This is a genomic window from Azotobacter tropicalis, assembly GCF_059739045.1.
Genome location: NZ_AP046059.1, coordinates 333,013 through 357,523, shown reverse-complemented (window position 1 = coordinate 357,523; position 24,511 = coordinate 333,013). Strand labels below are relative to the sequence as shown.

The 24,511-nt window shown below is 69.3% G+C and carries 16 protein-coding genes and 2 pseudogenes; 7 read left to right on the top strand and 11 right to left on the bottom strand.

The window, feature by feature from the left end; translation table 11 throughout:
• Positions 1-133: 133 nt before the first annotated feature.
• The 4 genes and pseudogenes from Atro_RS01665 to Atro_RS01650 all read right to left on the bottom strand — a co-directional run bounded on the left by Atro_RS01665 (position 134) and on the right by Atro_RS01650 (position 7,787).
• Positions 134-1,506 (bottom strand): annotated as a pseudogene (locus Atro_RS01665) (alanine/glycine:cation symporter family protein).
• A gap of 150 nt (positions 1,507-1,656) precedes the next feature.
• A complete protein-coding gene (locus tag Atro_RS01660; RefSeq protein WP_497926156.1) occupies positions 1,657-5,352 on the bottom strand; it encodes a translocation/assembly module TamB domain-containing protein in 3,696 nt (1,231 codons plus the stop codon).
• Positions 5,349-7,073: an autotransporter assembly complex protein TamA gene (locus Atro_RS01655; protein ID WP_497926155.1), complete on the bottom strand. Its 1,725-nt coding sequence runs from the start codon at positions 7,071-7,073 to the stop codon at positions 5,349-5,351. Before Atro_RS01655 ends, Atro_RS01660 begins: the two co-directional genes overlap by 4 nt.
• 75 nt (positions 7,074-7,148) lie before the next feature.
• Positions 7,149-7,787 (bottom strand): GNAT family N-acetyltransferase, encoded by a 639-nt coding sequence (locus Atro_RS01650; RefSeq protein ID WP_497926154.1) that lies wholly within the window; start codon positions 7,785-7,787, stop codon positions 7,149-7,151.
• Between the two features lie 136 nt (positions 7,788-7,923).
• Here Atro_RS01650 and xthA point away from each other — a divergent pair, with 136 nt between their 5' ends.
• Entirely contained in the window at positions 7,924-8,736 is an 813-nt protein-coding gene (xthA, locus tag Atro_RS01645) for an exodeoxyribonuclease III (RefSeq protein WP_497926153.1), read from the top strand.
• A gap of 134 nt (positions 8,737-8,870) precedes the next feature.
• A complete protein-coding gene (locus Atro_RS01640; RefSeq protein ID WP_497926152.1) occupies positions 8,871-10,250 on the top strand; it encodes a substrate-binding domain-containing protein in 1,380 nt (459 codons plus the stop codon).
• A gap of 45 nt (positions 10,251-10,295) precedes the next feature.
• Here Atro_RS01640 and Atro_RS01635 read toward each other — a convergent pair whose 3' ends face one another.
• Positions 10,296-11,450 carry a PilT/PilU family type 4a pilus ATPase gene (locus tag Atro_RS01635; RefSeq protein WP_497926151.1) on the bottom strand — a complete coding sequence of 385 codons (1,155 nt, stop codon included), beginning with the start codon at positions 11,448-11,450 and terminating at the stop codon, positions 10,296-10,298.
• Between the two features lie 122 nt (positions 11,451-11,572).
• Here Atro_RS01635 and Atro_RS01630 point away from each other — a divergent pair, with 122 nt between their 5' ends.
• The 3 genes and pseudogenes from Atro_RS01630 to Atro_RS01620 form a co-directional block, all read left to right on the top strand.
• Positions 11,573-11,851 carry a peptidylprolyl isomerase gene (locus Atro_RS01630; RefSeq protein ID WP_497926150.1) on the top strand — a complete coding sequence of 93 codons (279 nt, stop codon included), beginning with the start codon at positions 11,573-11,575 and terminating at the stop codon, positions 11,849-11,851.
• Between the two features lie 170 nt (positions 11,852-12,021).
• Positions 12,022-13,251, top strand: coding sequence for an MFS transporter (locus tag Atro_RS01625; RefSeq protein ID WP_497926149.1), 1,230 nt, complete (start codon positions 12,022-12,024; stop codon positions 13,249-13,251).
• A 545-nt stretch (positions 13,252-13,796) separates the two neighbouring features.
• Positions 13,797-15,134: pseudogene (locus Atro_RS01620) on the top strand (class II 3-deoxy-7-phosphoheptulonate synthase); the annotation flags it as partial.
• Between the two features lie 152 nt (positions 15,135-15,286).
• Here the strand turns inward: Atro_RS01620 and Atro_RS01615 are convergent.
• The 6 genes from Atro_RS01615 to Atro_RS01590 all read right to left on the bottom strand — a co-directional run bounded on the left by Atro_RS01615 (position 15,287) and on the right by Atro_RS01590 (position 22,382).
• A complete protein-coding gene (locus Atro_RS01615) occupies positions 15,287-15,889 on the bottom strand; it encodes a UbiX family flavin prenyltransferase (RefSeq protein WP_497926148.1) in 603 nt (200 codons plus the stop codon).
• The gene (locus Atro_RS01610; protein WP_497926147.1) at positions 15,886-17,400 is read right to left on the bottom strand and encodes a UbiD family decarboxylase; all 1,515 of its coding nucleotides are present in this window, start codon (positions 17,398-17,400) and stop codon (positions 15,886-15,888) included. Before Atro_RS01610 ends, Atro_RS01615 begins: the two co-directional genes overlap by 4 nt.
• Before the next feature lie 362 nt (positions 17,401-17,762).
• The gene (locus tag Atro_RS01605) at positions 17,763-19,181 is read right to left on the bottom strand and encodes a sigma-54-dependent transcriptional regulator (RefSeq protein ID WP_497926146.1); all 1,419 of its coding nucleotides are present in this window, start codon (positions 19,179-19,181) and stop codon (positions 17,763-17,765) included.
• A 5-nt stretch (positions 19,182-19,186) separates the two neighbouring features.
• Positions 19,187-20,566, bottom strand: a complete 1,380-nt coding sequence (locus Atro_RS01600; RefSeq protein ID WP_497926145.1) for a sensor histidine kinase — start codon at positions 20,564-20,566, stop codon at positions 19,187-19,189.
• Between the two features lie 292 nt (positions 20,567-20,858).
• Positions 20,859-21,326: a phosphohistidine phosphatase SixA gene (gene sixA / locus Atro_RS01595; RefSeq protein ID WP_497926144.1), complete on the bottom strand. Its 468-nt coding sequence runs from the start codon at positions 21,324-21,326 to the stop codon at positions 20,859-20,861.
• A gap of 33 nt (positions 21,327-21,359) precedes the next feature.
• Entirely contained in the window at positions 21,360-22,382 is a 1,023-nt protein-coding gene (locus tag Atro_RS01590) for an NAD(P)H-dependent glycerol-3-phosphate dehydrogenase (RefSeq protein ID WP_497926143.1), read from the bottom strand.
• Positions 22,383-22,759: 377 nt separating this feature from the next.
• Between Atro_RS01590 and fabA the strand changes: the two genes are divergently transcribed.
• Both fabA and fabB read left to right on the top strand, forming a co-directional pair.
• The gene (gene fabA, locus Atro_RS01585) at positions 22,760-23,275 is read left to right on the top strand and encodes a 3-hydroxyacyl-[acyl-carrier-protein] dehydratase FabA (protein WP_497926142.1); all 516 of its coding nucleotides are present in this window, start codon (positions 22,760-22,762) and stop codon (positions 23,273-23,275) included.
• 11 nt (positions 23,276-23,286) lie between these two features.
• Complete coding sequence (fabB, locus tag Atro_RS01580) at positions 23,287-24,504, top strand: beta-ketoacyl-ACP synthase I (protein WP_497926141.1); 1,218 nt, start codon at positions 23,287-23,289, stop codon at positions 24,502-24,504.
• Positions 24,505-24,511 lie beyond the last annotated feature (7 nt).

Sequence of the window (24,511 nt, the reverse complement as noted above, 5' to 3'; positions counted from 1 at the left end):
CTCGACCAAGCAAAGGGCCTTTACGGGTCTTTTACCTTATTCTCGCCGCCGGCGGTCCGGAGCGCGCAACGGAGCGATAGCCGGCCGTCCGGAGGCCGGAAAAGACCTCCGTCCAGAGCTGCCTGCCCGGCAGTCAGCCGGAGGCGCGCCCCCCGGCCACCGCCCGCTGCTCGGCGAAATACTCCCGGGTCAGCCTGAGCACCACCGGGCTCAGCAGCAGCAGCGCGACCAGGTTGGGGATCGCCATCAGGCCGTTGAGGGTGTCGGCCACCAGCCAGGCGAAGTCCAGCTGGGCGATGGCGCCGAAGGGGATCGCCGCGACCCAGATCAGCCGGAACGGCAGGATCGCCCGGGTGCCGCAGAGGAACTCCCAGCATTTCTCGCCGTAGAAGCTCCAGCCGAGCACGGTGGTGTAGGCGAAGATCACCAGCGCCAGGCTGAGCAGCGCCGCGCCGAAGCCCGGCATGGCCGACTCGAAGGCCGCCGCGGAGAGCGCCGCGCCGCTCTTGCCGCCGGTCCACACGCCGGAGCTGAGGATCGCCAGGCCGGTCATGCTGCAGACCACGATGGTGTCGATGAAGGTGCCGAGCATGCCGATCAGCCCGGAGCGCACCGAGCTGGTGGTGGTGCCGGCGGCCTGGGCGATGCCGGCGGTGCCGAGTCCGGCTTCGTTGGAGAACACGCCGCGGGCCACCCCGTAGCGGATCGCCGCCATCACCGCCGCCCCGGCGAAGCCGCCGCTGGCCGCCGCCGGACTGAACGCATGCTCGAAGATCAGCGCGAAGGTGCCGGGCAGTGCCTCGGCGTTGACCACCAGCACCACCAGGGCGGCGGCCACGTAGGTCAGGCACATGAAGGGCACCAGCGCCTCGGCAACCCGGCCGATGCGCTTGATGCCGCCGAGAATCACCAGCGCGGTGATCGCCATGGTCGCCAGGCCGGTGCCCCAGGTCGGCAGGCCGAAACTGTCCTGCAGGGCATGCGCCATGCTGTTGACCTGCACCATGTTGCCGATGCCGAAGCCAGCCAGGCCGCCGAACAGCGCGAAGGCGCCGCCCATCCAGGCCCACTTCGGCCCGAGGCCGTTGCGGATGGCGAACATCGGCCCGCCGACGTGCTCGCCGTGGTCGTCGCGCTCGCGGTAGTGCACGGCCAGCACCACCTCGCAGTACTTGGTGGCCATGCCGACCAGCGCGGTGCACCACATCCAGAACAGCGCGCCGGGGCCGCCGAGGAAGATCGCGGTGGCCACCCCGGCGATGTTGCCGGTGCCGACGGTGGCCGCCAGGCAGGTCATCAGCGCCTCGAACGGACTGATCTCGCCGGTATTGCCCGCCCCCTGGCGCGCCCCTGCCAGAGCAGGGCGAAGCCGGTCGGCAGCCGCCGCCAGGGCATGAAGCGCAGCATCAGCAGCAAGAACAGGCCGGTGCCGAGGATCAGCACCAGCATCGGCGGCCCCCAGACGATGCCGTTGAGCGCGTTGACCAGGGTGTGGATGGACTCCATCGGAAGGCTCCTTCGTGGTTGCACGGCGGTTCGAGCCGACAATGGAAGCACGAAGCAGGCCGGCACGCTTGGTCCGCTTGCTCGGCGGCCCGCGCACGAACGGCTTCCGGCCCTGCCCCCGCCCCGCTCCGGCCCACAGCGGCGGCCCGTTCAGAAGTCGCGCTTGTAGAAGATGTCCAGCGAGCTGGCCAGGCCGCTGGCCGCCTCCAGGTACAGCTGGCGGGTCAGCTGATAGCGCAGGGCGATGCTGTTCACCGGCTCGAACACGCCGACCCCGTAGATCAGGCTGAGGCGCTCGGACAGCTTGCCGCTGGCCACCACGCTGGTTTCCGTGCCGGTGCCCTGGGTGCCCACCTCGAACTCCTCGATGCCGAGGTTTTTCGCCAGGCTGCCGGTGAGCGAGGAGCTGCCGGCCAGGCCGAGGCCGATCGCGGCGCTGGCCAGCATATTGCTCTCGCCGGCATTGGCGCTGCCCGGCGCCCGGCCCAGCAGCAGGTAGGAGAGCGCCTGTTCCTGGCCCATCGCCGGCTCGCCGAACACCTCGGTACGCGGCTCCAGGACGTTGCCGGCGACCCGCAGGCCGGCCACCACGTCGTCGACCTTGCGGATCGCCTCGATGTCCAGGTAGGGCTGGTCGATCGGGCCGATGAACAGCAGGCGCGCGCGGCGCAGGTCCAGACGCTGGCCGTAGGCACGGTAGCGGCCGTTGTTCAGGTTCAGCTCGCCGCGCGTGTCGAGGTGATCGCCGATGTGCAGGTGGCCGGCCAGATCGGCGTTCAGGCCGAAACCGCTGAAGGCCAGCTTGTCCCGGCCGACCTCGACCTCGACGTCCATGCGCATGGCCAGCTGCCGGCGCGGCTTGACCTCGCGACCGGCCACCACCGCATCCGGCGAAACCCGGACGGTCGAGGCCGGCAGCTCGCGCAGGGTGATCGCCCCGCGCGGCACGTCCAGCGTGCCGCTCAGCGCCAGTTGCCGCTCGGCGGCGGCGCCGACCAGGCGCACCTGCAGGTCCGGCTCCACCTCCAGCGCGGCGTAGGGCTGCACGTTCACCGGCAGGCGGCTGCCGCGGATGCGCAGGTCCAGAGTCAGCGCCTGGCGCCAGTCCAGAGTGCCGTCCAGACTGCCGCGGCCGTGCTCGCCGCTGCGCCAGCCGCCGTTCAGGCGCAGGCTGTCGCCGACGATCTGCGCCTGCAAGGCGAGGTCCTCGAGGCGGGTCGGCAGCGTGCTGCCGGCCACCAGCCCGCCGCGCAGGTCGAGACGTCCGGCAACCTGCGGCTGCAGCAGGCTGCCGCGCAGGGTGCCGCTGCCGTCGAGCGTGCCCTCCAGCTCCTCGACCGGCGCGACGAAGGGCTGCAGCACCCCCAGTTTCAACCCGCGCAGGACGAACTCGCCGGAGAGCGGCTTGTTCCTGCCGCGCGGGTCGATCTGCGTGCGGACCGCCAGCTCGCCCAGCTGCGGCCCGGCGAAGGCCAGGCGGGCGTCGATGCGCTTCGGCTGCAGGCGGCTGTCGAGCACCAGCTCGCGGTAGGCGAACTCCTGCCAGCGGCCTTGCTTGCGCAGGCGCAGCACGCCGCCGCCGGCGTCCAGGCGGATCTGCCCGCGGGGACCGGCGGCCGGCAGGTCGAGGCGCAGCTCGCCGTTCAGCCGGCCCTGCCAGGCGAAATCCCGCGGCCACCAGGCCGCCAGGCTGTCCAGCGGGAAATCGCGCAGCCGGTAGTTCAGCCGCGGCTCGGGCAGCAGCCGCTGGTCCTCGCCGCAGAGGCTCGCCGGGCCGGAGCGCCAGCAATGCGCAGCGAGGTTCAGCCGGCCATCGGCCAGCCGTTCGAGGCGCGCCGGGTCCTGCAGGCGCCAGTCCTGGCCGCCGCTGCGCACCTCGCCGCGGCTCAGCCGGCCGCGCCAGTTCCAGCCCCGCGCCAGCTCCTCCAGGCGGCCGTCGAGGGCCAGCGCCAGCGTCAGTTGCGGGCCGTCGAGGTCGACGGTCAGGCTCTGCGTGCGCCGGTCGCCCTGCCCCAGCGCCTGGAGCCGGCCCAGGCGGGTAGCGCCGGACTGGATGCCGCCGGCGTCCAGGGCCAGGCGGCCGCGCTGCGCGGCGTCGAGCGTGCCGCTCAGCGTCAGGCTGTCCAGGCGCCGCTCGCCGAAGCGCAGCCGGCGGCCGGCGAGGTCGAGCTTGCCTTGCGGCGCCGCCGGCGTGCCGGCCAGATCGAGACGCCCGTCGGCGCTGCCCTGCAGCCCCGGCCAGAGCTGGCCGAGCTGCGGCATGGCCAGCTCCAGCCGCCCGCTCAGACGCTCGTCGAGCCGTCCGCTGCCCTGGAGGCGGTTGGCGCCGAGCGTCAGGTCGAGCTTCGCCAGCGCCCAGGCGGCATCCGCGCCCTGCGCCTCGAGCAGCAGGCGCGCCCGCTGGCCGCGCAACTGGCCGGAAAGATCGACGGCGGCATCCAGCTGCAGGCGGCCGTCGCGGTATTCGCCCCGGCTCTTCAGCGGACCGCCGAGGCGGCCGGCCAGCTCGGCGAGCCAGTAGGCGGGGTCGAAGTCGCTCAACTGCAGGTCGGCATTCCAGCCGAAACCGTCGGCGAAGCGCAGGCCGAGCACGCCCTGCGCCCGTCCCTGGCCGGCGACCAGCCTGAGCTGCGGCAGGTGCAGCTGGGTGAAGTCGCCGCTCAGCGGGCTGGCCAGGCTGAAGGGGCCGGCCGGCCCCTCGAGGGCGGCATCGAAGTTGCCGAGATAGCCGCCGTCGCGGTAGGACAACTCGCCGGTCAGGCGCTTGAGGGTCACCGCCGGCTCGCTGGCGGTCGGATAGAACCGCCGCCAGGGGAAGTCGCGCCAGTCGATGCGCAGCTCGCCGGCCAGCCCGTCGCGCCAGTCCAGGCTGCCGGCCAGCTCGACGCGCCGCGCGTCGCCGGCATCCAGCCCGAGCACCGCCAGCTCAGCCCCTTCGCTTGTCACCCGTCCCTGCAGGGACAGCGCCACCGCGCCGCCCTCGCCCGGCAGGCGGGCGCCGCCCTGCAGCGCGTAACCTGCCTGCAGGTCGCCCTCGATGCCGAGCTCGATCCGCTCCAGGCGCAGGGTATCCGGCAGCGCGGCGGCCGCCTTGAAGCCGTCGGCGCTCAGCTTGAGACTGGCCGGCACGTGCTCGGCGAGCGGCCGGACCTCGCCGCTCAGCCGTCCGGCCAGATAGCCCCGGCTGTCGGCCTGCAGGCGCAGGCGTTCCTGCAGGTCGCCCTCCACCTGCAGGTCCAGCTCCCAGGACTGGCCCTCCGGCGCCGGCAGGCGCAGGCTGCCGCTCGCCGTCAACGGCCAGCCGGCCGTGGGCACGAGCCGGCCCTGCAGGTCGAGCGCCAGCTCGCCGCGGCGGGCCTTGAGCGCGTCGATGCGCAGACCCTCGGCGTCCCAGTGCGCCGCCAGCTGCAGCGCCTGTCCCTGTTCGCCGCCGTTCAGCAGCAGCCGGCCGATGCGTACCTCGCCGAGGCGGATCTGCAGCGGCAGCTTCAGCGCCGGCAATTGCAGCGGCCCGCCCGCCTCCTTCTCCTCGCCCGGCGGCAGCTCCAGGTCCACCTGCCCGGCGACCAGCCGGTCGATGCAGAGGGTCAGGCCCAGCAGGCAGCTCGGCCGCCAGGCGAACGCGACCTCGCTCAGCGCGACGCGGCGCTCGCCCTGCCGCCAGCTCAGGCGATCGGCCTGCCAGCTGCCGGCGAGGCGTCCGGAGAAATCCTCCACCTGCAGCCCCGGCACCCGGCCGAGCAGCCAGCGGCTGCCGGCGCCCGTACCGAGCAGCCCGCCCAGCGCCACCAGGAGCAGCACGAGCCCCGCCAGCAGGCCGTACAGCGCCAGTCTCAGGCCTCTCATAATTCCGGTCCCATGGAGAAGTGCAGGCGGAAACCGTTGTCGTCGATGCCGTGGGCCACGTCCACGCGCAGCGGACCGACCGGCGACACCCAGCGCACACCGAAGCCGATGCCGGTCTTGAGATCGGGCGAGGTCTCGGAATTGAAGGCGTTGCCCTGGTCGACGAAAGTGGCGACGCGCCACTTTTCCAGCAGCGCATACTGGTATTCCAGGCTGCCGGCGACCATGTAGCGGCCGCCGACATGGTCGCCGTCGGAGTTGGCCGGCGACAGCGTCTGGTAGTCGTAGCCGCGCACGCTCTGGTCGCCGCCGGCGAAGAAGCGCAGCGACGGCGGCACCGTGGTGTACTGGTCGGTGAAATTGCCGCCGAACTGCAGCCGGCCGAGCAGGCGGTGCCGGCCCGCCAGGGTGGTCAGCCCCTTGAGCATGGCCGAGCTGTACAGCAGGCTGGCGTCCGACAGCAGCCCCTCGGCCGCCGTGGCCATCTCCACCTGCAGGCGGTAACCGCGGCTCGGGTCGAGGGGATGGTCGCTCTCCAGGTAGGAATAGGCCACGCCCGGCAGCAGCAGGGTGCTCAGGCCGTTATCGTCGCCGTAGCGGAACTCCTCATGCTGCCACTTCAGCGAGAACACCTGCTGCCAGCCGTTGTCCAGGCGCCGGTGCCACTCCGGCCCAACCTTGAGTAGACGGCTGCGGGTGTCGGTGTCGGCCAGCTCCTCGTACTGATAGCCGCCGACGAAGCGCAGCTTGTCGGTCATCGGCGGGTCGAGGGGAATGTCGTACCAGAGACCGACGTTCTGCTTGGGCTGCGACAGCTCCAGTTCCGTGCCGTAGCTGTGCCCCTGGGCATTGGCCCAGCGGCGCGTCCAGTTGGCCCGGCCGCGCGGGCCGACGTCGGTGGAGAAGCCGGCGCCGATACCGAAGCTGCGCGGCTCGCGCATCTGCAGCTGGACCACCACCGGCACAACTCCGTCGCGGACGCCTGCCGGGTTGGCATCGACTCGCACGCCCTCGAAGTAGCCGAGCGTCTGGAGGTTCTCCTGCAGCTTGGCGATCTGCCCGGCATCGTAGGGTGCACCGGCCTTGAAAGGCACCATGCGCCGCATGAAGTCCTCGTCGAACGGCGTCTCGCCCTGGAAGACCACCTCGCCCAGCCGGTAGCGCGGCCCGCTGGCGTAGACCAGCTCGATGTCGGCGACACCGGCGGCGGGGTCGACGAACAGGCGCTGGCGGAGGAAGTGGCCGGAGAAGAAGCCCAGGCGCGACGCCTGGTTCTGGATGCTCCGCTTGGCGCTCTCGTAGCGCCCGTGGTTGAGCTGGGCGCCGGGCTTGAAGTGCGAGCCCTGCGGCACGCGGAACGCCTCGAGCTGCGCGGCCGGCCCCTCGACGCGGATCTCCACGTGGCGCAGGCGTACCGGCTCGCCGGGAATCACGTGCAGGAACAGGGTCGGCGGAGCGCCGGGACGAACCTCGCTGGAAATCTGCGCCTGGTAGTAGCCGAGCGCCTCGGCCGCGCTGCGGGCCCGCTCCTCGGCGGCCGGCGCGAGAATGCGCAGGGCCTGTTCGTCGCGCTCGCCGAGTTCGCCGATATAGCCTTCGATGTTCTTCCGCAGACTGCTCTTGGCCGGTTCGACCTGCACCTCCAGACGAGCCTGGGCGAACGCCGCGGAAGCGCAGAACAGGAGGCCCAGGAACGTCCCTGTACGGATGGAAACTCTCATGGCCACGGATGCTAGCACGGCTGTTCGACCGCTCCGACCGCCCTTACCAAGCGTTTACATGGCGCTTGCGCGTGCTCAGGCGCCCGTCTCCACCAGCGGCTGCGGATTGGGATGGATGAGGATGTGCTCGTGCACCGGGCCCAGCTCGACCTGGCCGATCTCCTGGTAGCCCTGGCGCCGGAGGAACTCCAGATAGTGCGGGTCGCCGGTGTCGAGCACGATGCCCCGCGAGTTGCTGTCCCCGGCGCACCAGCGGTGCAGGGCGCCGAGCAGCTGCTCGCCGTAGCGCCAGCCCTGGAACTCCGGGCGCACGCCGATCAGCGGCAGCATGTGGTAGGCGCCCGGCGGCAGGCAGGCGATCACCGCCTCGTGGTAGTCCAGGTAACGCCGGGTGCAGCGGAAGCCGGCGGTCAGCAGCATGCGCAGCCGCCAGCTCCAGCTTTCGGTGATCTCCAGGCGGCGTTGCGGCGGGGAGATCAGCGCCACGCCGATCAGCCGCTCGCCGAGCAGCAGGCCGAGCGCCGGCAGGTCGTCGGCGAAATGCCGCGACAGCAGCTCGCGCACGGTGGCGCGCACCCGCTGTTCGTAGCCGGGCCGGTCGGACTCGAGCAGGTAGGTGAAGGTCGGCGTGCGGCGGTAGGCCTGGTAGAGCAGCGAGCAGGACTCGCGCAGGTATCCGCCGTCGATGAGCCGGACTTCGGCAGGCGCGGTCATGGGCAGGGCCTCCTGGCGGCGGTTCGTTTCCCCCTCCCTGCACGTTAGCATCGGCCCCCGGGTGCCGCCAGGCGGCTGGCTTGGCGATGGAGCGATCGGCTAGCATGGCGCCCCCGTTTCGAACCGGCAGCCCTTCATGAAGATCGTCTCCTTCAACATCAACGGCTTGCGCGCCCGCCCGCACCAGCTCTCGGCACTCATCGAAAAGCACCGGCCGGACGTGATCGGCCTGCAGGAAACCAAGGTCGCCGACGAGCAATTTCCTCGCGAGCAGATCGAGGCGCTGGGCTATCACGTGCATTACCACGGGCAGAAGGGCCATTACGGGGTCGCCCTGCTGTCCCGGCAGCCGCCGCTGGAGGTGCAGAAGGGCTTTCCCGAGGACGGCGAGGAATCGCAGAAGCGCTTCATCTGGGGCGTCTACGCCGACGCCGCCGGCCAGCCGGTCACCGTAATGAACGGCTACTTCCCGCAGGGCGAGAGCCGTGCCCATCCGCTGAAGTTTCCCGCCAAGACGCGCTTCTACGCCGACCTGCAGGCCCTGCTGGAGAGCCGCTTCGACCCCAACCAGGCGCTGGCGCTGATGGGCGACTTCAACATCGCGCCGGAGAACGGCGACATCGGCATCGGCGCGGAGAACGCCAAGCGCTGGCTGCGCACCGGCAAGTGCAGCTTCCTGCCGGAAGAGCGCGAATGGATGGCCCGGCTCAAGGGCTGGGGCCTACAGGACAGCTTCCGCGAGCTGCACCCGGAGGTCTGCGACCACTTCAGCTGGTTCGACTACCGCAGCCGCGGCTTCGAGGACGATCCCCGGCGCGGTCTGCGCATCGACCTGATCCTTACCTCCCGCGCCCTGCGCCCGCGCCTGCGCGGTGCCGGCGTGGACTGCGAACTGCGCGCCATGGACAAACCCTCCGACCATGCGCCGGTGTGGCTGGAAATCGACTGATCGCGACATACCGTGACCGGGTTCACAGCCCGGCACGGCGGCCGGCACCGCCGATCGACTGTCACGGAAGTGCAACCAAACCGACTTATTCTCGCGCCACCCTCCCACCTGTGTAGTAAGAAGGTGCCCCAGCCATGTCGCGCGCCCTGCCTGTGCCTGCCCGTTTCCCGCGAAGCCCTGCCCGTTCCCTGCTGATCGCCCTGCTCTGCTCCAGCCTGCCATGGAGCGTCGCGGCGGCCCAGTCCACGCCCGCCGCGCCGTCTCCCGTGCTGCGCATCCAGGGCTCCAACACCATCGGCGCCGAACTCGGCCCGGCGCTGCTGGTCGGCCTGTTCGAGCAACAGGGCCTGCGCGAAGTGCACGTCGAGAATGGCGCGTCGGCGAACGAGCAGCGGGTCGTCGGCCTGGATGCCCAGGGCCGCCAGGTGCTGGCGGAAATCAGCGCCCACGGCTCCAGCACCGGCTTCGTCGCCCTGCAGGAGGGCAGCGCCGACCTCGCCGCCTCCTCGCGGCCGATCAAGGACGGCGAGGCCGCCGGGCTGGCGGCGCTGGGCGACATGCGCAGCCTCGAAGCCGAGCAGGTGATCGCCATCGACGGCCTGGCGGTCATCCTCCATCCGGACAACCCGCTGCGCGCCCTCAGCCTGGAACAGCTGGCCCGGGTGTTCGCCGGCGAAGTGAGGACCTGGGAAGAACTCGGCGGGCGCGGCGGCGCGATCCACCTGTATGCCCGCGACGCCCACTCCGGCACCTTCGACACCTTCAACGAACTGGTGCTCAAGCCCCAGGGCAAGAGCCTCGCCGCCGAGGCCCGGCGCTTCGAGTCGAGCAGCCAGCTGTCCGGCGCGGTGACTCAGGACCTGGCGGGCATCGGCTTCATCGGCCTGCCCTACGTGCGCCAGGCCAAGGCCCTGGCGATCTCCGCCGGCGACTCCCGGCCGATGCCGCCCGAGCCCAGCCTGGTCGCCACCGAGGACTATCCCCTGTCGCGGCGCCTATTCCTCTATAACCCGCCGAAGCAGCCGGGCCCCTGGGTCAAGGCGCTGGTCGAGTTCGCCCACAGCCCGCGCGGCCAGGAAGTGGTCGCGCAGAGCGGCTTCATCGCCCAGCGGGTGCAGGCGGTGCACGTCGATCCGCACGCCGGCATGCCGCAGAGCTACCTGCAGCTGGCCCGCGGGGCGCAGCGCCTGTCGGTGAACTTCCGCTTCCAGGAAGGCAGCGCCCTGCTCGACAACAAGGCCCTGCGCGATGTCGAGCGCGTGCTCGCCTACCTGCGCGAGAAGGGCAAGCTGGAGAATTCGGTGGTGCTGGTCGGCTTCGGCGATCCCAAGCAGGACAGCGAGCGCAGCGCCCTGCTGTCGAAGCTGCGGGCGATGGCGGTGCGCCGCGAACTGGCCAAGGGCGGCGCGACTTTCCGCGAGATCGTCGGGCTCGGCGACGCCCTGCCGGTGGCCGCCAACAGCGGCGAGGAAGGCCGGATCAAGAACCGCCGGGTCGAGGTCTGGGTGTACTGACCGCGGCGCAGGCCGAGGCGCCCGCGCGGCGCCCCGCCCGGGCGATCAGGCCTTGCCGGCCTCCTCCGGCTCCTCCACCTCCAGGCTCAGCCCCTGCCAGGCGCTTTCCCCGGCCTTCTTGTCGGCGCCGGCCACCCCGCCGTCGCGGTGCAGCTTCAGCTGGAGGCGCACGTTGTTCGCCGAGTCGGCGTTCTTCAGCGCCTCCTCTTCGCCGATGGCGCCTTCGTTGACCAGCTCGATCAGCGCCTGGTCGAAGGTCTGCATGCCCAGGTTGCGCGACTTCGCCATGATCTCCTTGATCTCGGACAGCTCGCTGCGCTTGATCAGGTCGCGCACCGTCGGCGTGCCGAGCAGCACCTCCACCGCGGCCCGGCGCTTGCCGTCCTGGGTCTTGACCAGGCGCTGGGAGACGAAGGCCTTGAGGTTGTTGCCCAGGTCGTTGAGCAACTGCGGGCGACGCTCCTCGGGAAAGAAGTTGATGATGCGGTCCAGCGCCTGGTTGGCGTTGTTGGCGTGCAGGGTGGAAATCGCCAGGTGGCCGGTGTCGGCGAAGGCCAGGGCGTGCTCCATGGTCTCGCGGTCGCGGATCTCGCCGATCAGGATCACGTCCGGCGCCTGGCGCAGGGTGTTCTTCAGCGCGGCGTGGAAGCTGCGGGTGTCCACCCCGACCTCGCGCTGGTTGATGATCGACTTCTTGTGCCGGTGCACGTATTCCACCGGGTCCTCGATGGTGATGATGTGCCCGCCGCTGTTGCGGTTGCGGTAGTCGATCAGCGCCGCCAGGGAGGTCGACTTGCCCGAGCCGGTGCCACCGACGAACAGCACCAGACCGCGCTTCTCCATCACCACGTCGAGGAGGATCTTCGGCAGCTTGAGGTCCTCGAAGCACGGGATGTCCAGCTTGATGTTGCGCGCGACGATGGACACCTCGTTGCGCTGCTTGAAGATGTTGATGCGGAAGCGGCCGATGTTCGGCAGGGAGATCGCCAGGTTCATTTCCAGATCGCGCTCGAACTCGACGCGCTGCTCGGCGTCCATCAGCCCCTCGGCGATCTTCGCCACGGCGCCCGGCTGCAGCGGCTCCTGGCCGAGCGCCTTGAGCACGCCGTTGAACTTCGCGCAGGGCGGCGCGCCGGTGGACAGGTAAAGGTCCGAACCGTCCTGGGTGGCCAGGACTCTCAGCATCGATTGAATATCCATGGAATAGGTCCGCGAGGCATATGTCGTTGAAAATCAAGCGGTTGTCAAACCGGCTCGCGGCACTCTAGCCAGCCCTTTCGATCTGGCACAATGCGCAGACTTCCAAGTTGAGGACTCCTTCTATGGCCAAAGCGATGGCACGTCACATTCTGCTCGGCAGCGAGGCCGAAGCCGCGCAGTTGAAGCAGCGCCTGGCCAGGGGCGAGGACTTCGCCCAGCTCGCCCGCCGCCACTCGCTCTGCCCCTCGGGCAAGCGCGGAGGCGACCTCGGCGAGGTCCGTCCGGGGCAGATGGTGCGGTCGATCGACCAGGTGATCTTCAAAAAGGCCCTGCGCGAAATTCACGGCCCGGTGAAGTCGCAGTTCGGCTACCACCTGGTGCAGGTGTTCTATCGCGACTGAAGGGATGGCCCCGCTGCTTGCCGGGCGATCAGCGCACAGCCTTGTCAGCGGGCGGCTTCCGTTGCCGGGCTCGGGAACGCATCATCCACGGATGCCGCTCATCGGTTGCGTCGTCGTCAAAATAGTTGTCTGATGACATACCTCACCAGAGCCTCCAGCCCGGAAATCCCATGTCCCACGAGTCCGACACGACGCCCGTCCCGAGCGACACCCTGCAGATCCTCTCCATCGTCTGCTTCTCCTTTCTCGGCTTCATGAGCATCGGCATCCCCATGGCGGTCCTGCCGGGGCTGATCCACCACGAGCTGGGCTTCAGCACCCTGGTCGCCGGTCTGGTGATCGGCCTGCAGTACCTGCTCACCCTGCTGGTGCGCCCGTTTTCCTGCCGGGTGATCGACACCGCCGGCCCCAAGCAGGGCGTCATCTACGGGCTGACCGGCTGCGCTCTGGGCGGCCTGCTGATGCTGCTGGCGACGCTCTGGCTGGCCCTGCCGCTGCTCAGCCTGCTCACCCTGGTGCTCAGCCGCCTGGTACTGGGCGCAGCCCACAGCGTGCTCGGCGCCTCCGCGATCGCCTGGGGCATCGGCCAAGTCGGCAGTGCGGGCACCGCCCGGGTGATCTCCTGGAACGGTATCGCCAGCTATGGCGCGATCGGCCTGGGTGCGCCGTTCGGCGTCTGGCTGGTGGAGCGCTTCGGCCTGCCCTGGATGGGCGCCAGCGTGCTGCTGATCGCCCTGCTCGGGCTCGCCCTGGCCTGGCGCAAGGCCGGCGTGCCGGTGGTCGCCGGCGAGCGGCTGAGCTTCATGAACGTGCTCGGACGGGTCAGCCCGTATGGACTGGCGATGGCCCTGGGCACCCTCGGCTACGGCACCATCGCCGCCTTCATCACCCTGTATTACGACAGCCGCGGCTGGGCCTGGGCGGAATACGCGATGACCGCCTTCGGCCTGAGCTTCATCGCCGCCCGCCTGCTGTTCGCCCAGGCGATCGACCGTCTCGGCGGCTACCGGGTGGGCATCGCCTGCCTGCTGGTCGAAGCCGCCGGCCTGCTGCTGCTCTGGGCGGCGCCCGGTCCGCTGTCGGCGATGCTCGGCGCGGGGCTGAGCGGCTTCGGCTTCTCGCTGGTGTTCCCGGCCCTCGGCGTGGAGGCGGTGAAGAGCACGCCGGCCTCGAACCGCGGCGCGGCGATCGGCGCCTATTCGCTGTTCCTCGACCTGGCGCTGGGTGTCGCCGGTCCGCTGATCGGTCTCTTGATCGGCAGCCACGGTTTCCGTTCGATCTTCCTGGTCTGCGCGCTGGCCTCCTTCGCCGGACTCGGCCTGACCCTGGCCCTGCAATACCGCAGCGCCCGTCAACCCCGTGAAGTCGAGGCGGAGCTGGCGGCGGTCGAGGCGGATTAGCGCCGCGCTCTCCAGCCGGGACGGGCCGGCGCCGCTGCCTCCGCCAGGAGGCCGGGCGACTCCGGGTCCCGTATCCCCCTCGGCGACCGCTCGCCGGTGCCCTCATCGCGCTATCAGCCAGGCCTTCCGGTAGCGGCGCAAAGGGCCGCCTGTCGACAATTCCGGTGCGGACAGTGCCTTTTGTCGGCCGCCCGCCCCGTTCTGCGCAGGGCGTGCATTACTTCTAGGCACCTGCCCAGAGGCAGCATGCCGAGCGGCATGCCAGCAGCAGAGCAGGCCGCCACGGGGGCAAGCGTGCAGTCTTCGTGGACGCGGTGAGCGGGAGTTTCGAAGGGACATCCGCCCGGGTGCAACCAGAGCGCATTCGCCATCGCCGACACCGGTTGGGTAGGACGCAAGCCACCCTCTGCACAGGTGTAAACGGTAAACGTAATCAATGGTTAATGAGTGGTTCTAGCGCTGAGCCTGCCTCGGCAGGACTCGGCATCACTTCGCGACCCAGCAGTTACATCCACCTTGCCGTTATCCAATCAAAGGACCTGATGATGAAGCACCCCTGGAATCCCGACAGCTGGAGAGGCAAACCCGTCCAGCAGCAACCCGAATACCCCGATGCCGCCCACCTCGCCCAGGTGGAGCAGACCCTGGCCGCCTATCCGCCGCTGGTCTTCGCCGGCGAGACCCGCGAATTGCGCCAATTGTTCGCCGAGGTCAGCCAGGGGCGCGCCTTCCTGCTGCAGGGCGGCGACTGCGCGGAGAGCTTCGCCGAGTTCTCCTCGGCCAAGATCGGCGACACCGTGAAGGTGCTACTGCAGATGGCGGTGATCATGACCTTTGCCGCCGGCTGCCCGGTGGTCAAGGTCGGCCGCATGGCCGGCCAGTTCGCCAAGCCGCGCTCGGCCGGCAGCGAGACAGTGAATGGCGTCACCCTGCCCGCCTACCGCGGCGACATCGTCAACGGCATCGACTTCGACGCGAAAAGCCGGACGCCGGACCCGCAGCGCCTGCTGCAGGCCTACCACCAGTCCACCGCCACCCTCAACCTGCTGCGCGCCTTCGCCCAGGGCGGCTTCGCCGACCTGCATCAACTCCATCAGTGGAACCTCGACTTCATTTCCGACGAAGCCTTGTCGGAGAAGTACCGACAGCTCGCCGACCGTATCGACGAAAGCCTCGCCTTCATCCGCGCCTGCGGTCTGAAGAGCACGCCGCAGTTGCACAAGACCCATTTCTTCACCGCCCATGAGGCGCTGCTGTTGAACTACGAGCAGGCCCTGACCCGTCAGGACAGCCTGACCGGCGAGTGGTACGACTGCTCGGCGCACATGCTGTGGATCGGCGACCGCACCCGCCAGCCGGACGGCGCCCACGTGGAGTTCCTGCGCGGGGTCGGCAACCCGATCGGCGTCAAGGTCGGGCCGACCACCGACCCCGAAGGGCTGCTGCGGCTGATCGATATCCTCAACCCGGACAACGAGCCGGGCCGTCTCAACCTGATCGCGCGAATGGGCGCGAACCGGGTGGAGGAGCACTTGCCGGCGCTGATCCGCGCGGTACAGCGCGAAGGCCGCCAGGTGCTGTGGAGTTCCGATCCCATGCACGGCAATACCATCAAGGCCGGCAACTACAAGACCCGGGAGTTCGGGAGCATCCTGCGCGAGGTGCGGCAGTTCTTCGCCGTGCATCAGGCCGAGGGCAGCCATGCCGGCGGCATCCATATCGAGATGACCGGGCAGAACGTCACCGAATGCATCGGCGGCAGCCGGACGGTCACCGAAGATCGCCTGTCCGATCGCTATCACACCCACTGCGATCCGCGCCTGAATGCCGATCAGGCTCTCGAGCTGGCTTTTCTCATCGCTGAATCGATCAAGCCGGTGCGCCCCCAACTCCCCCGGCAGGGTTATAAGCGATCGAACCGCGGGCATCGGCTACTGGAAGTGCGCTGAGGCCAGGTACGACACCGACCATGACCGCACCTCGCCGGTGACGGTCATGGTCGCGGCGCCGGGAGCGAAATTCGCCCCCGGCGCGCTCAGGCGCTCCGGCCCCGGTCTGCCGGCGACAGTGCGAGGTCTTCGCCCCAGCGCGGCCTGCCCGGCACGTCCAGACCGAAGCAGTCGAGCGCCCGAGCCACCGAGTGATCGACGATGTCGGCGATGCTCTGCGGCTCGGTGTAGAAGGCCGGCACCGGCGGATGGATGATGCCGCCCAGCTCGGTGACCGTCAGCATGTTGCGGATATGCCCGGCATGCAGCGGCGCCTCGCGGACCATCAGCACCAGACGCCGGCGCTCCTTCAAGACCACGTCGGCGGCGCGGGTCAGCAGCGTGGAGGTCACGCCGCTGGCGATTTCCGCCAGGGTACGCACCGAACAGGGCGCCACCAGCATGCCCAGCGTCCGGAACGAGCCGCTGGAAATGCTCGCGCCGACATCGCCGATCGGATGCACATGGTCGGCCAGCGCATACAGCTCGTCGCGCTTGAGCCGGGTTTCGTAGGCGCGGGTCATTTCCCCGGCGCGCGACACCACCAGGTGGCTTTCCACCTCCAGGCTCCTGAGCATCTGCAGGGCACGGATGCCGTAGACGATCCCCGTGGCGCCGCTGATGCCGACGACCAGACGTTGCGCGTTCATGGGCAGGCCTTCGGGAAGAGCGCGGGGGCGAAGGGATGCGGATCGACCTCGCGGAACTTCGCCCGCTCGAAGCGCTCCCGCAGATGCCAAGGGGCCGTGCAGTCGAAGATGGTCTTGCAGGTCAGCCCGCGCGCGGCGATCGACGGGCTGTACTCGGGGATCTGCGACGGATCGAGCACATGGCCGGGCACGCCGGGCACGAAGATGGTGTCCACGTCGCCCTGGTAGCGCGTCTGCATGGCCCAGAGCACGTCGTCGGAGTCGAACGGATCGACGTCCTCGTCGACCAGGATGACGTTCTTCAGCTCGCGGTAGACGGCCAGGGCGATGAGCGCGGCCTGGCGCTGGCGGCCCTCGTCGCCCGGCCGGCGCTTGGCCACCTGCAGCACGGCGAGCAGCTTGCCGCCGCCGGCGGTATGCGCGTAGACGTTCTTCAGAAGGCCCGGCATGGCCCGCTCCACGGCGTTGCGGATGCTCGCCTCGGTGGGAATCCCCGCCAGGTTGGTGTGCTCCTCGCCGGGGCCGACCAAGGTCTGCAAGATCGCCTGCCGGCGCATGGTGACGGCGGTCACGCGGATCACCGGCAGCGACGGATTGGCCGGCCCGGTGTAGCCGGGAAACTCCGGCATGGCGCGGCCGCTGTCGGTGTTGATGTCCTCGCGCAGGCGTTCGTGGGGCAGGATCTCGCCCTCGATCACCACCTCGGCGCGGGCGATCGCCCGCTGGCGGATGCTGACTGCCTCGACCAGCTCCACCGGCCTGCCGCGCAGGCCGCCGGCGATCTTCAGCTCGTCGTAGCCCAGCGGCGTGGTCGGCGCCTCGAAGCAGGAGCCGATGTGGATCGCCGGGTCCAGGCCCATGTTGATGGTCACCGGCAGCGGCTGGCCGGCTGCCTCGGCCTTCTGGCGGAACTTGTCGATGTGCCGGTCCGGGGCGAAGAAGATCGACAGCCGGTCCCGGTCCTGCACGCACAGGCGGTGGATGGTGACGTCGGTATGGCCCTCCTCCGGATCGCTGCCCAGCACCAGGCCGAGACAGAAGAACGGGCCGGCATCCTCGTCGGTGTTGGTCGGTGCCGGCAGCAGCTTGCGCAGGTCGAAGCCGGGGTCTTCGGCACGGTGGATCACTTCCTGGCAGGGCGCCTGCTCGCGGGGCACGAGCACCGGGTCGAGGGCCTGCTCGATCGCCTCGCCCATGCGCTCGGCCAGTCGCTCGGGCGTGCTGTCGAGCAGCAGGGCGACCCGTTCGCGGCTGGCCATCACGCCCACCAGCACCCGCGAATCCGGATAGCCCTTGATGTTCTCGAACATCATCGCCGGCCCCAGCCGGGTCGGCCGCCGGACGGTGCCACCCGCCCCGACGCGCTTGTAGACGCCGGCCAGCTCGGCATGCGGATCGACGGGATGGTCGGTGTGCAGGAGTTGACCCGGCACTGTCTCCAGACGCGCCAGGGCGCTGCGCAGGTCATTGATGGGGGGAGCGTCGGTGAGCCGCGGAAATGGCTGTTCCATGGTCGAAAAATCCGTTTTCAGAAGATGTATCCATGCCTCCTGGCGTACACGCTGAACTTCTCGCTGGGAATGCCCTGGACCTTGAGCCGGCGCGGGAACGTCTTCGCACAGGCCTACCCGTGTCATGGCTGGCGGTCATGATGGTCGTACCGGCAAGCCAGACGGTTTTGCATTCGCGCATTCGATTGCCGTTCTCAACAACGAGTTGTAAAGATAGCCCCGTCTTCCTGCAGCTCAAGCCCCGCCCCTGGCATTTCACGGCGTTTTCGACGGGCGCATCCTCGCTGCCCCGGGGCCGGCAGCGCCTGCCTGAGGCAGGGCTCCGCCCCGGTTCGAAGGGAGAGGCCTTGCCGAAACGCAGATCAATGCCGACGGTCCGGCCGCGCCAGCCCGAGCTTCTCGATCCGGTAGCGCAGCATGTCGCGGGTCAGGCCCAGCAAGCGCGCCGACTTGGTCACGTTCCAGTCGGTCCTGTCCAGGGTGCGCAGCACCAGGTCGCGCTCCACTTCGGGCAGGTTGAGTCCTTCTTCGGGCAACCCCGGCGCATAGTCCCGGGACGCTGCCGGGCGCGCCTCGCCGCCGTCCATCAGCTCCGGGCAGAGCGCCAGCTGGGCCGCGCCGACCAGGTTGCCCGGCGCCAGCAGCGCGGTCTGCTCCAGCATGTTGCGCAGTTCGCGCACATTGCCCGGCCAGCTGTAGTTCTTCAGCAGCGCCCGGGCCTCGGCGCTGAAGGTCAGGCCGGGCTTGCCGTAGCGCCGGCCGTGCAGGGCCAGGTAATGCTCGGCCAGGGCGAGCACGTCGTCGCCGCGGGCGCGCAGCGGCGGCACCCTGATCTCGATGATCCGCAGGCGGAAGAACAGGTCGCGGCGAAACCGGCCCTGCTGGACCATCCGCTCCAGGTTGCAGTTGGTGGCGGCGACGATGCGCAGGTCGACCCGGCGCTCCTTGACCGCGCCCAGCCGGCGGATGCTGCGGTCCTCCAGCAGCTTGAGCAGCTTGGCCTGCAGCGACAGCTCGATCTCGCCGATCTCGTCGAGGAACAGGGTGCCGCCGTCCGCCGCCTCGACCAGGCCGACGCGCCGCTCCTTGGCGTCGGTGAAGGCGCCCCGCTCGTGGCCGAACAGCTCCGCCTCCAAGAGGTGCGCCGGGATCGAGGCGCAGTTGACCTCGACGAAGGGGCCGTGGCGCCGGCTGCCGTCGAAATGCAGGGCGCGGGCGATCAGTTCCTTGCCGGTGCCGGTCTCGCCCTGGATCAGCACCACCGGCAGGTCGGCGTCGGTCATCCGGCTTTCCGCCTCCAGCAGCTGGCGCACCGTCGCCTTCATGGTCCGCATCGCCGGCGACTCGCCGAGCAGCGCCGCGAGCCCGGCGTCCCTGGCCTCGCGCGCCTGGTAGAAGGACAGCGTGTGCTCCAGGCGCTGGGCCTCGAGCGCCTTGTCGATCAGCAGCCTGAGCTCGGCCAGCACCACCGGCTTGGTCAGGTAGTGGTAGGAGCCGGCCTTCATCGCCGCCACCGCGTCCTCCACGTTGCCGTAGCCGGTCATCACGATCGGCTTGATCTGCGGATCGCTGGCGCGTACCCGGGCGATCAGCTCCAGCCCGCTCATGCCCGGCAGCGAGCGGTCGGTCAGCAGTACGTCGGGACGGTAGGTCTCCAGGACGGCCAGGGCCTCCTCGGCGGAACCGCAGACCCGCGCCTCGTACTGCTTGCGTTCGAGATACGTCTGAATGTTGCCCGCCAGCGTCGCGTCGTCCTCGACGATCAGAATGCTGTGCTCCATCGTGTCTATCCCCTCTCTGCGATCCTGAAAGCCAGGCACACGTCGGTTCCCTCCTTTTCCCGGCTGTCCAGCCGGATCGAGCCGCCGAAGCGCTCCATGATCCGTTTCACCAGCACCAGGCCGACGCCGAGGCCGCCGCGCTTGGTGGTGTAGAAGGCCCGGAAGGCCATCGCCATCTGCTCCTGGGTCATGCCGTTGCCGCTGTCGCCGATGGTCAGGCGCAGGCGCCGCTCCAGCGTGTCGACGGCGATGCGGATGCGCAGCGAGCCGCCCCGCGGCATGGCCTCGATGGCATTGGAAATCACGCTGTTGAGCACCTGGGCGAACAGCACCCGGTGGCTGACCACCGCCGGCGCCGGCTGCGCCTGCCAGTCGACCCGGATGTCGGCGGCGCGGATCTGCCGCGCGAAGGCCTGCAGCACCTCGTCCACCGCGGCGACCGGGTCCACCGCCTCGCGGTCGCCGCAGAGCGGGCGGGAGGAAATCAGCAGCTCGCTGACGCATTTGGACAGGCGATCGACCTGGCCGATGATGTCCTCGATGTTCTTGCGCAGCGGCAAGGCCTCGGCCTGCGCATCCAGGGCCAGCTCGGCACTGGAGCGGATCGCCGCGAGCGGGTTGCGCAGGCTGTGGGCCACCGCCGTGGACATTTCGCCGAGGGCCACCACCGTCTCGTTGGCGACCAGTTGCCGCTGCTGGGCGGCGAGCCGTCCCGAGAGCCGCCAGATCATCCAGAACAGGCCGAGATAGATCAGCAGGCCGCCGAGCACGGCCGCCAGCCAGAACACCAGGTAGCTGCGCTGCAGGTGGGCGAGCAGGTCGACCGGCTCCTTGTGCAGTTCCAGCAGGGACGCCACCCGGCCCGTGCCGTCGTCGAGCGGAATGTAGTGCTCGACCTGGAGACTCGCCGGCGGGCCGAGAAAGCCCGCACCGCCGGCCCGGAAATGACTGGCGGTCACCGTATCGCCGCTGCCGAAGGCCTCCTCCAGGCTCGGGCTGGCGCCCTTGCGGCCGATCAGCTGCGGATCGCTCGACCAGAGGATGGTCCGGTCGGGACCGTACAGGTTGACCAGCCGCACATCGGGAAAATTGATGATGTGCGCGAGCAGCTCGCCGCGCCCGACCATCCCCGGCAGTGCGGCGGAATCCTCGCCTCCCCGCCCCGGCTCGAGCCCGTCCGGCTCGCCCCCGGCACGCTGCCACTCCAGGGCGGCGATCGAGCGGATCGACTGGGCGGTCAGCAGGCCGTCGCGCCGCACGCTCTCGACCAGCAGGAAACGCGTGGAAAGAATGGCCAGCAAGACGACGACCGTCGTGATGACGGCGAAGCTGGCCAGGGAAAACCATCTGATCAGGTTGAACCGCTTCGGGATCTCCGCGCCCAAGGTTGTTCGCCTCCATGCGAAGAAGGATGCCTCTGGGACCCCGACTGGCTCATCCTGTTCTTGTTTTTCTGAGGTGGCTCTTGCAGCCCATCGCTATCGGCGCCTAAGCACGATTGGCGATCGCGGACGTCGGTGCTCATACAAGGACCGCCAGCCTAGCGGCCCCATGTGTCAGCTTCGGGTCAGCGCCGGCCCACTCCCTTGGACAGCACGAGACCTGTCGGCACCGCCTTGACAGTAAAGCATCGGAAAGCGGCCGCTGGCGCGCATGGGATAGACCTGTGCGCGCCCCTCAGTAGCCGTGCCGCGGATGACGGAGCGCCCGCAGATCCATGGCGCCGGCCAGCGGCAGCTCGCCGTCCAGCTCGGCCAGGCTGGCGGTCTGCATCGGCAGCGGATCCTGCAGGTAGCCGTGGATCAGCAGGCCGGCCAGCGCGCCGATGAACGGCTGGTGGCTGACCAGCAGCAGTTCCGCCTCGTTGCGCTCGGCCAGGCGGTCGAGGGCCTGGCGCGGATCGTCGTCCGGGGTCAACCAGTCGGCCACCTGCAGGTGCGGCTTGCCATCGAGAAGATCCTCCATCAGTTCGGCAGTCTGCCGGGCGCGCGCATAGGGGCTGCAGAGAATCGTCCGCAACGGCCGGCCGATCAGGTGGACCGCCGCCTGGCGGACCTCCTGGCGGCCGTGCCGGGTCAGCTCGCGCGCGGCATCGGTGTGGGCATGCGGCTCGGCTTCGCCATGCCGCAGCAGCCAGAGTTTCATGGCAACCTCCTTTTTGACGGGCGGGGCCGGGAATCAGAAGCCGCTGGTGGAAATGAAGTCCACGTCGGTCTTCGGCTCGCCGCTCATCAGCGCCTCGATGACCTGCGCCAAGGTGCGCCCCTCGAAGAGAATGGCGTGCAGGCCGGCGACCAGCGGCATGTAGACGCCGAGCTCCTCGGCCTTGGCCTTGAGCACCCGCAGGGTGTTGACCCCTTCGGCGACCTCGCCGAGGCGCGCCACCGCCTCGTCCAGGCTGAGGCCCTGGCCGAGCGCGTAGCCCACCTGGTAGTTGCGGCTCTTCGGCGACGTGCAGGTGACGATCAGGTCGCCGACCCCGGCCAGGCCCAGGAAGGTCATGGGGTTGGCGCCGAGCCGCGCGGCGAAGCGGGTCATCTCGGCGAGGGCGCGGGTGATCAGCATGCTCTTGGTGTTCTCGCCCATGCCCAGCGAGGCGGCCATGCCGGCCATGATCGCATAGACGTTCTTCAGCGCCCCGCCCAGCTCGGCGCCGAAGCGGTCGCCGCTGGCGTAGACGCGGAAGGTGCGCCCGTGCAGCACGGCCTGCACCGCCCGGCACAGGGCCTCGTCCTCGCTGGCGATGACCGTGGCGGTCAGCGCATGCTCGGCGATCTCCCGTGCCAGGTTCGGCCCGGAGAGCACGCCGATGCGCGCCGCGGGGGCGATCTCCTCGACGATCTGGCTCATCAGCTTGAAGGTCTGCGCCTCGATCCCCTTGGTGGTGCTGACCAGCATCTTCCCGGCCAGCAGCGCGGACACCGGCTGCAGCACCTGGCGCAAGGCGCCGGAGGGCAGCACGACGAAGATCAGCTCGCTGCCGGCGATCGTCGCGGCGAGGTCGGTGACCGGCTCGACGCCGGGGAGCACCTTGACGCCCTTCAGGTAGCGCGGATTCTCGCGCTGCGTGCGGATCGCCTCGGCCTGCTCCGGATCGCGCATCCACAGCCGCACGGCGTGGCCGTTCTCCGCCAGCAGATTGGCGAGCGCCGTGCCGAAGCTGCCGCCGCCGAGCACCGCGATGGGTTGTCTTGCAGTCATCTCGTTCCTCCAGTACGGCAATGGGCGGCATTATACGGGGCAAGGCCGCGACGACCAGTCATCGGTTGTCCCTTGCGTGGGCTCCGGCACTGGCGTAAGTATTTTTAGATATGCAAGCTCCCCGAGGCCGCCTGACGGTCCTTCCCTCCGTCAACAAGTGATAAACTAGACAATTACGGCCGACCTTCGTCATTCCGCTCCCATGCCCTGTGCCGCTGGCTGCGACGCCATGGCAGGGATGATCGCACTCGGCCCGGCACTGTGACTTTCAACATCAGGCAACAGTCTATGACTAGGCTGCCGAAGCATATCCCCGTTGCCTGCGGCCACCAGACGTTATCGTCCGCCCTTCACGAACGGACCATTGAGGAACTTGCATGACCAAACAAAACGCCTATACCCGGGAAGACCTGCTGCGCTGCGCTCGCGGCGAGCTGTTCGGTCCGGGTAATGCGCAACTGCCCGCCCCCAATATGTTGATGGTCGATCGCATCACGCATATCAGCGAAACCGGCGGCAAGTACGGCAAGGGCGAAATGGTCGCCGAACTGGACATCAACCCGGACCTGTGGTTCTTCGCCTGCCACTTCGAAGGGGATCCGGTCATGCCGGGCTGCCTGGGCCTCGACGCCATGTGGCAGCTGGTCGGCTTCTACCTGGGCTGGCAGGGCAATCCGGGACGTGGCCGGGCCCTGGGCTCGGGAGAAGTCAAATTCTTCGGCCAGGTGCTGCCGACGGCGAAGAAACTCACCTACAACATCCACATCAAGCGCACCATCAGCCGCTCGCTGATCCTCGGCATCGCCGATGGCACCGTCAGCGTCGATGGCCGCGAGATCTACAGTGCCGAAGGCCTGCGCGTCGGCCTGTTCACCTCTACCGACAGCTTCTGAAGGACACCCACATGCGTCGCGTCGTGATCACTGGCCTCGGCATCGTATCCTGCCTGGGCAATGACAAGGACACCGTATCCGCCAACCTGCGTGCCGGCCGGCCAGGGATTCGCTACAACCCCTCCTACGCCGAAATGGGTCTGCGCAGCCAGGTATCCGGTTCCGTCGACCTGGACCTGGAGGCGCTGATCGACCGCAAGGTCTACCGCTTCATGGGCGATGCCGCCGCCTTCGCCTACCTGTCCATGGAGCAGGCGATCAAGGATGCCGGCCTGACCGCGGAAGAGATCTCCAACCCGCGCGTCGGCCTGATCGCCGGCTCCGGCGGCGCCTCCACCTTCAACCAGATGGAAGCCCTGGACACCCTGCGCGAGAAGGGCGTCAAGCGCGTCGGTCCGTACCGCGTGCCGCGCACCATGGGCAGCACCGTCTCCGCCTGCCTGGCCACCCCCTTCAAGATCAAGGGCGTGAACTACTCGATCTCCTCGGCCTGCGCCACCAGCGCCCACTGCATCGGCAGCGCCATGGAGCAGATCCTGATGGGCAAGCAGGACATGGTCTTCGCCGGCGGCGGCGAAGAGGAACACTGGAGCCAGAGCTTCCTGTTCGACGCCATGGGCGCCCTGTCCACCCAGTACAACGCCACCCCGGAAAAGGCCTCGCGCGCCTACGACGCCAAGCGTGACGGCTTCGTCATCGCCGGCGGCGGCGGCATGGTGGTGGTCGAGGAACTGGAGCACGCGCTCAAGCGCGGCGCGAAGATCTACGCCGAAATCGTCGGCTACGGTGCCACCTCCGACGGCTACGACATGGTCGCGCCGAGCGGCGAAGGTGCGGTGCGCTGCATGCAGCTGGCGCTGGCCACGGTCGACACCCCGATCGACTACCTGAACACCCACGGCACCTCGACCCCGGTCGGCGACGTGGCCGAGGCCAAGGCGGTGCGCACCGTGTTCGGCGACCAGGCCCCGGCGATCAGCTCGACCAAGAGCCTGTCCGGCCACTCGCTGGGCGCCGCCGGCGTGCAGGAGGCGATCTACAGCCTGCTGATGATGGAAGGCAACTTCATCGCCGGCTCGGCCAACATCGAGGAACTGGACCCGGAAGTCGCCGATCTGCCGATCGTCCAGCAGACCCGCGAGAACGTCACCCTGAACACCGTGATGAGCAACAGCTTCGGCTTCGGCGGCACCAACGCCACTCTGGTGTTCAAGCGCTGGCAGGGCTGAATCCCGC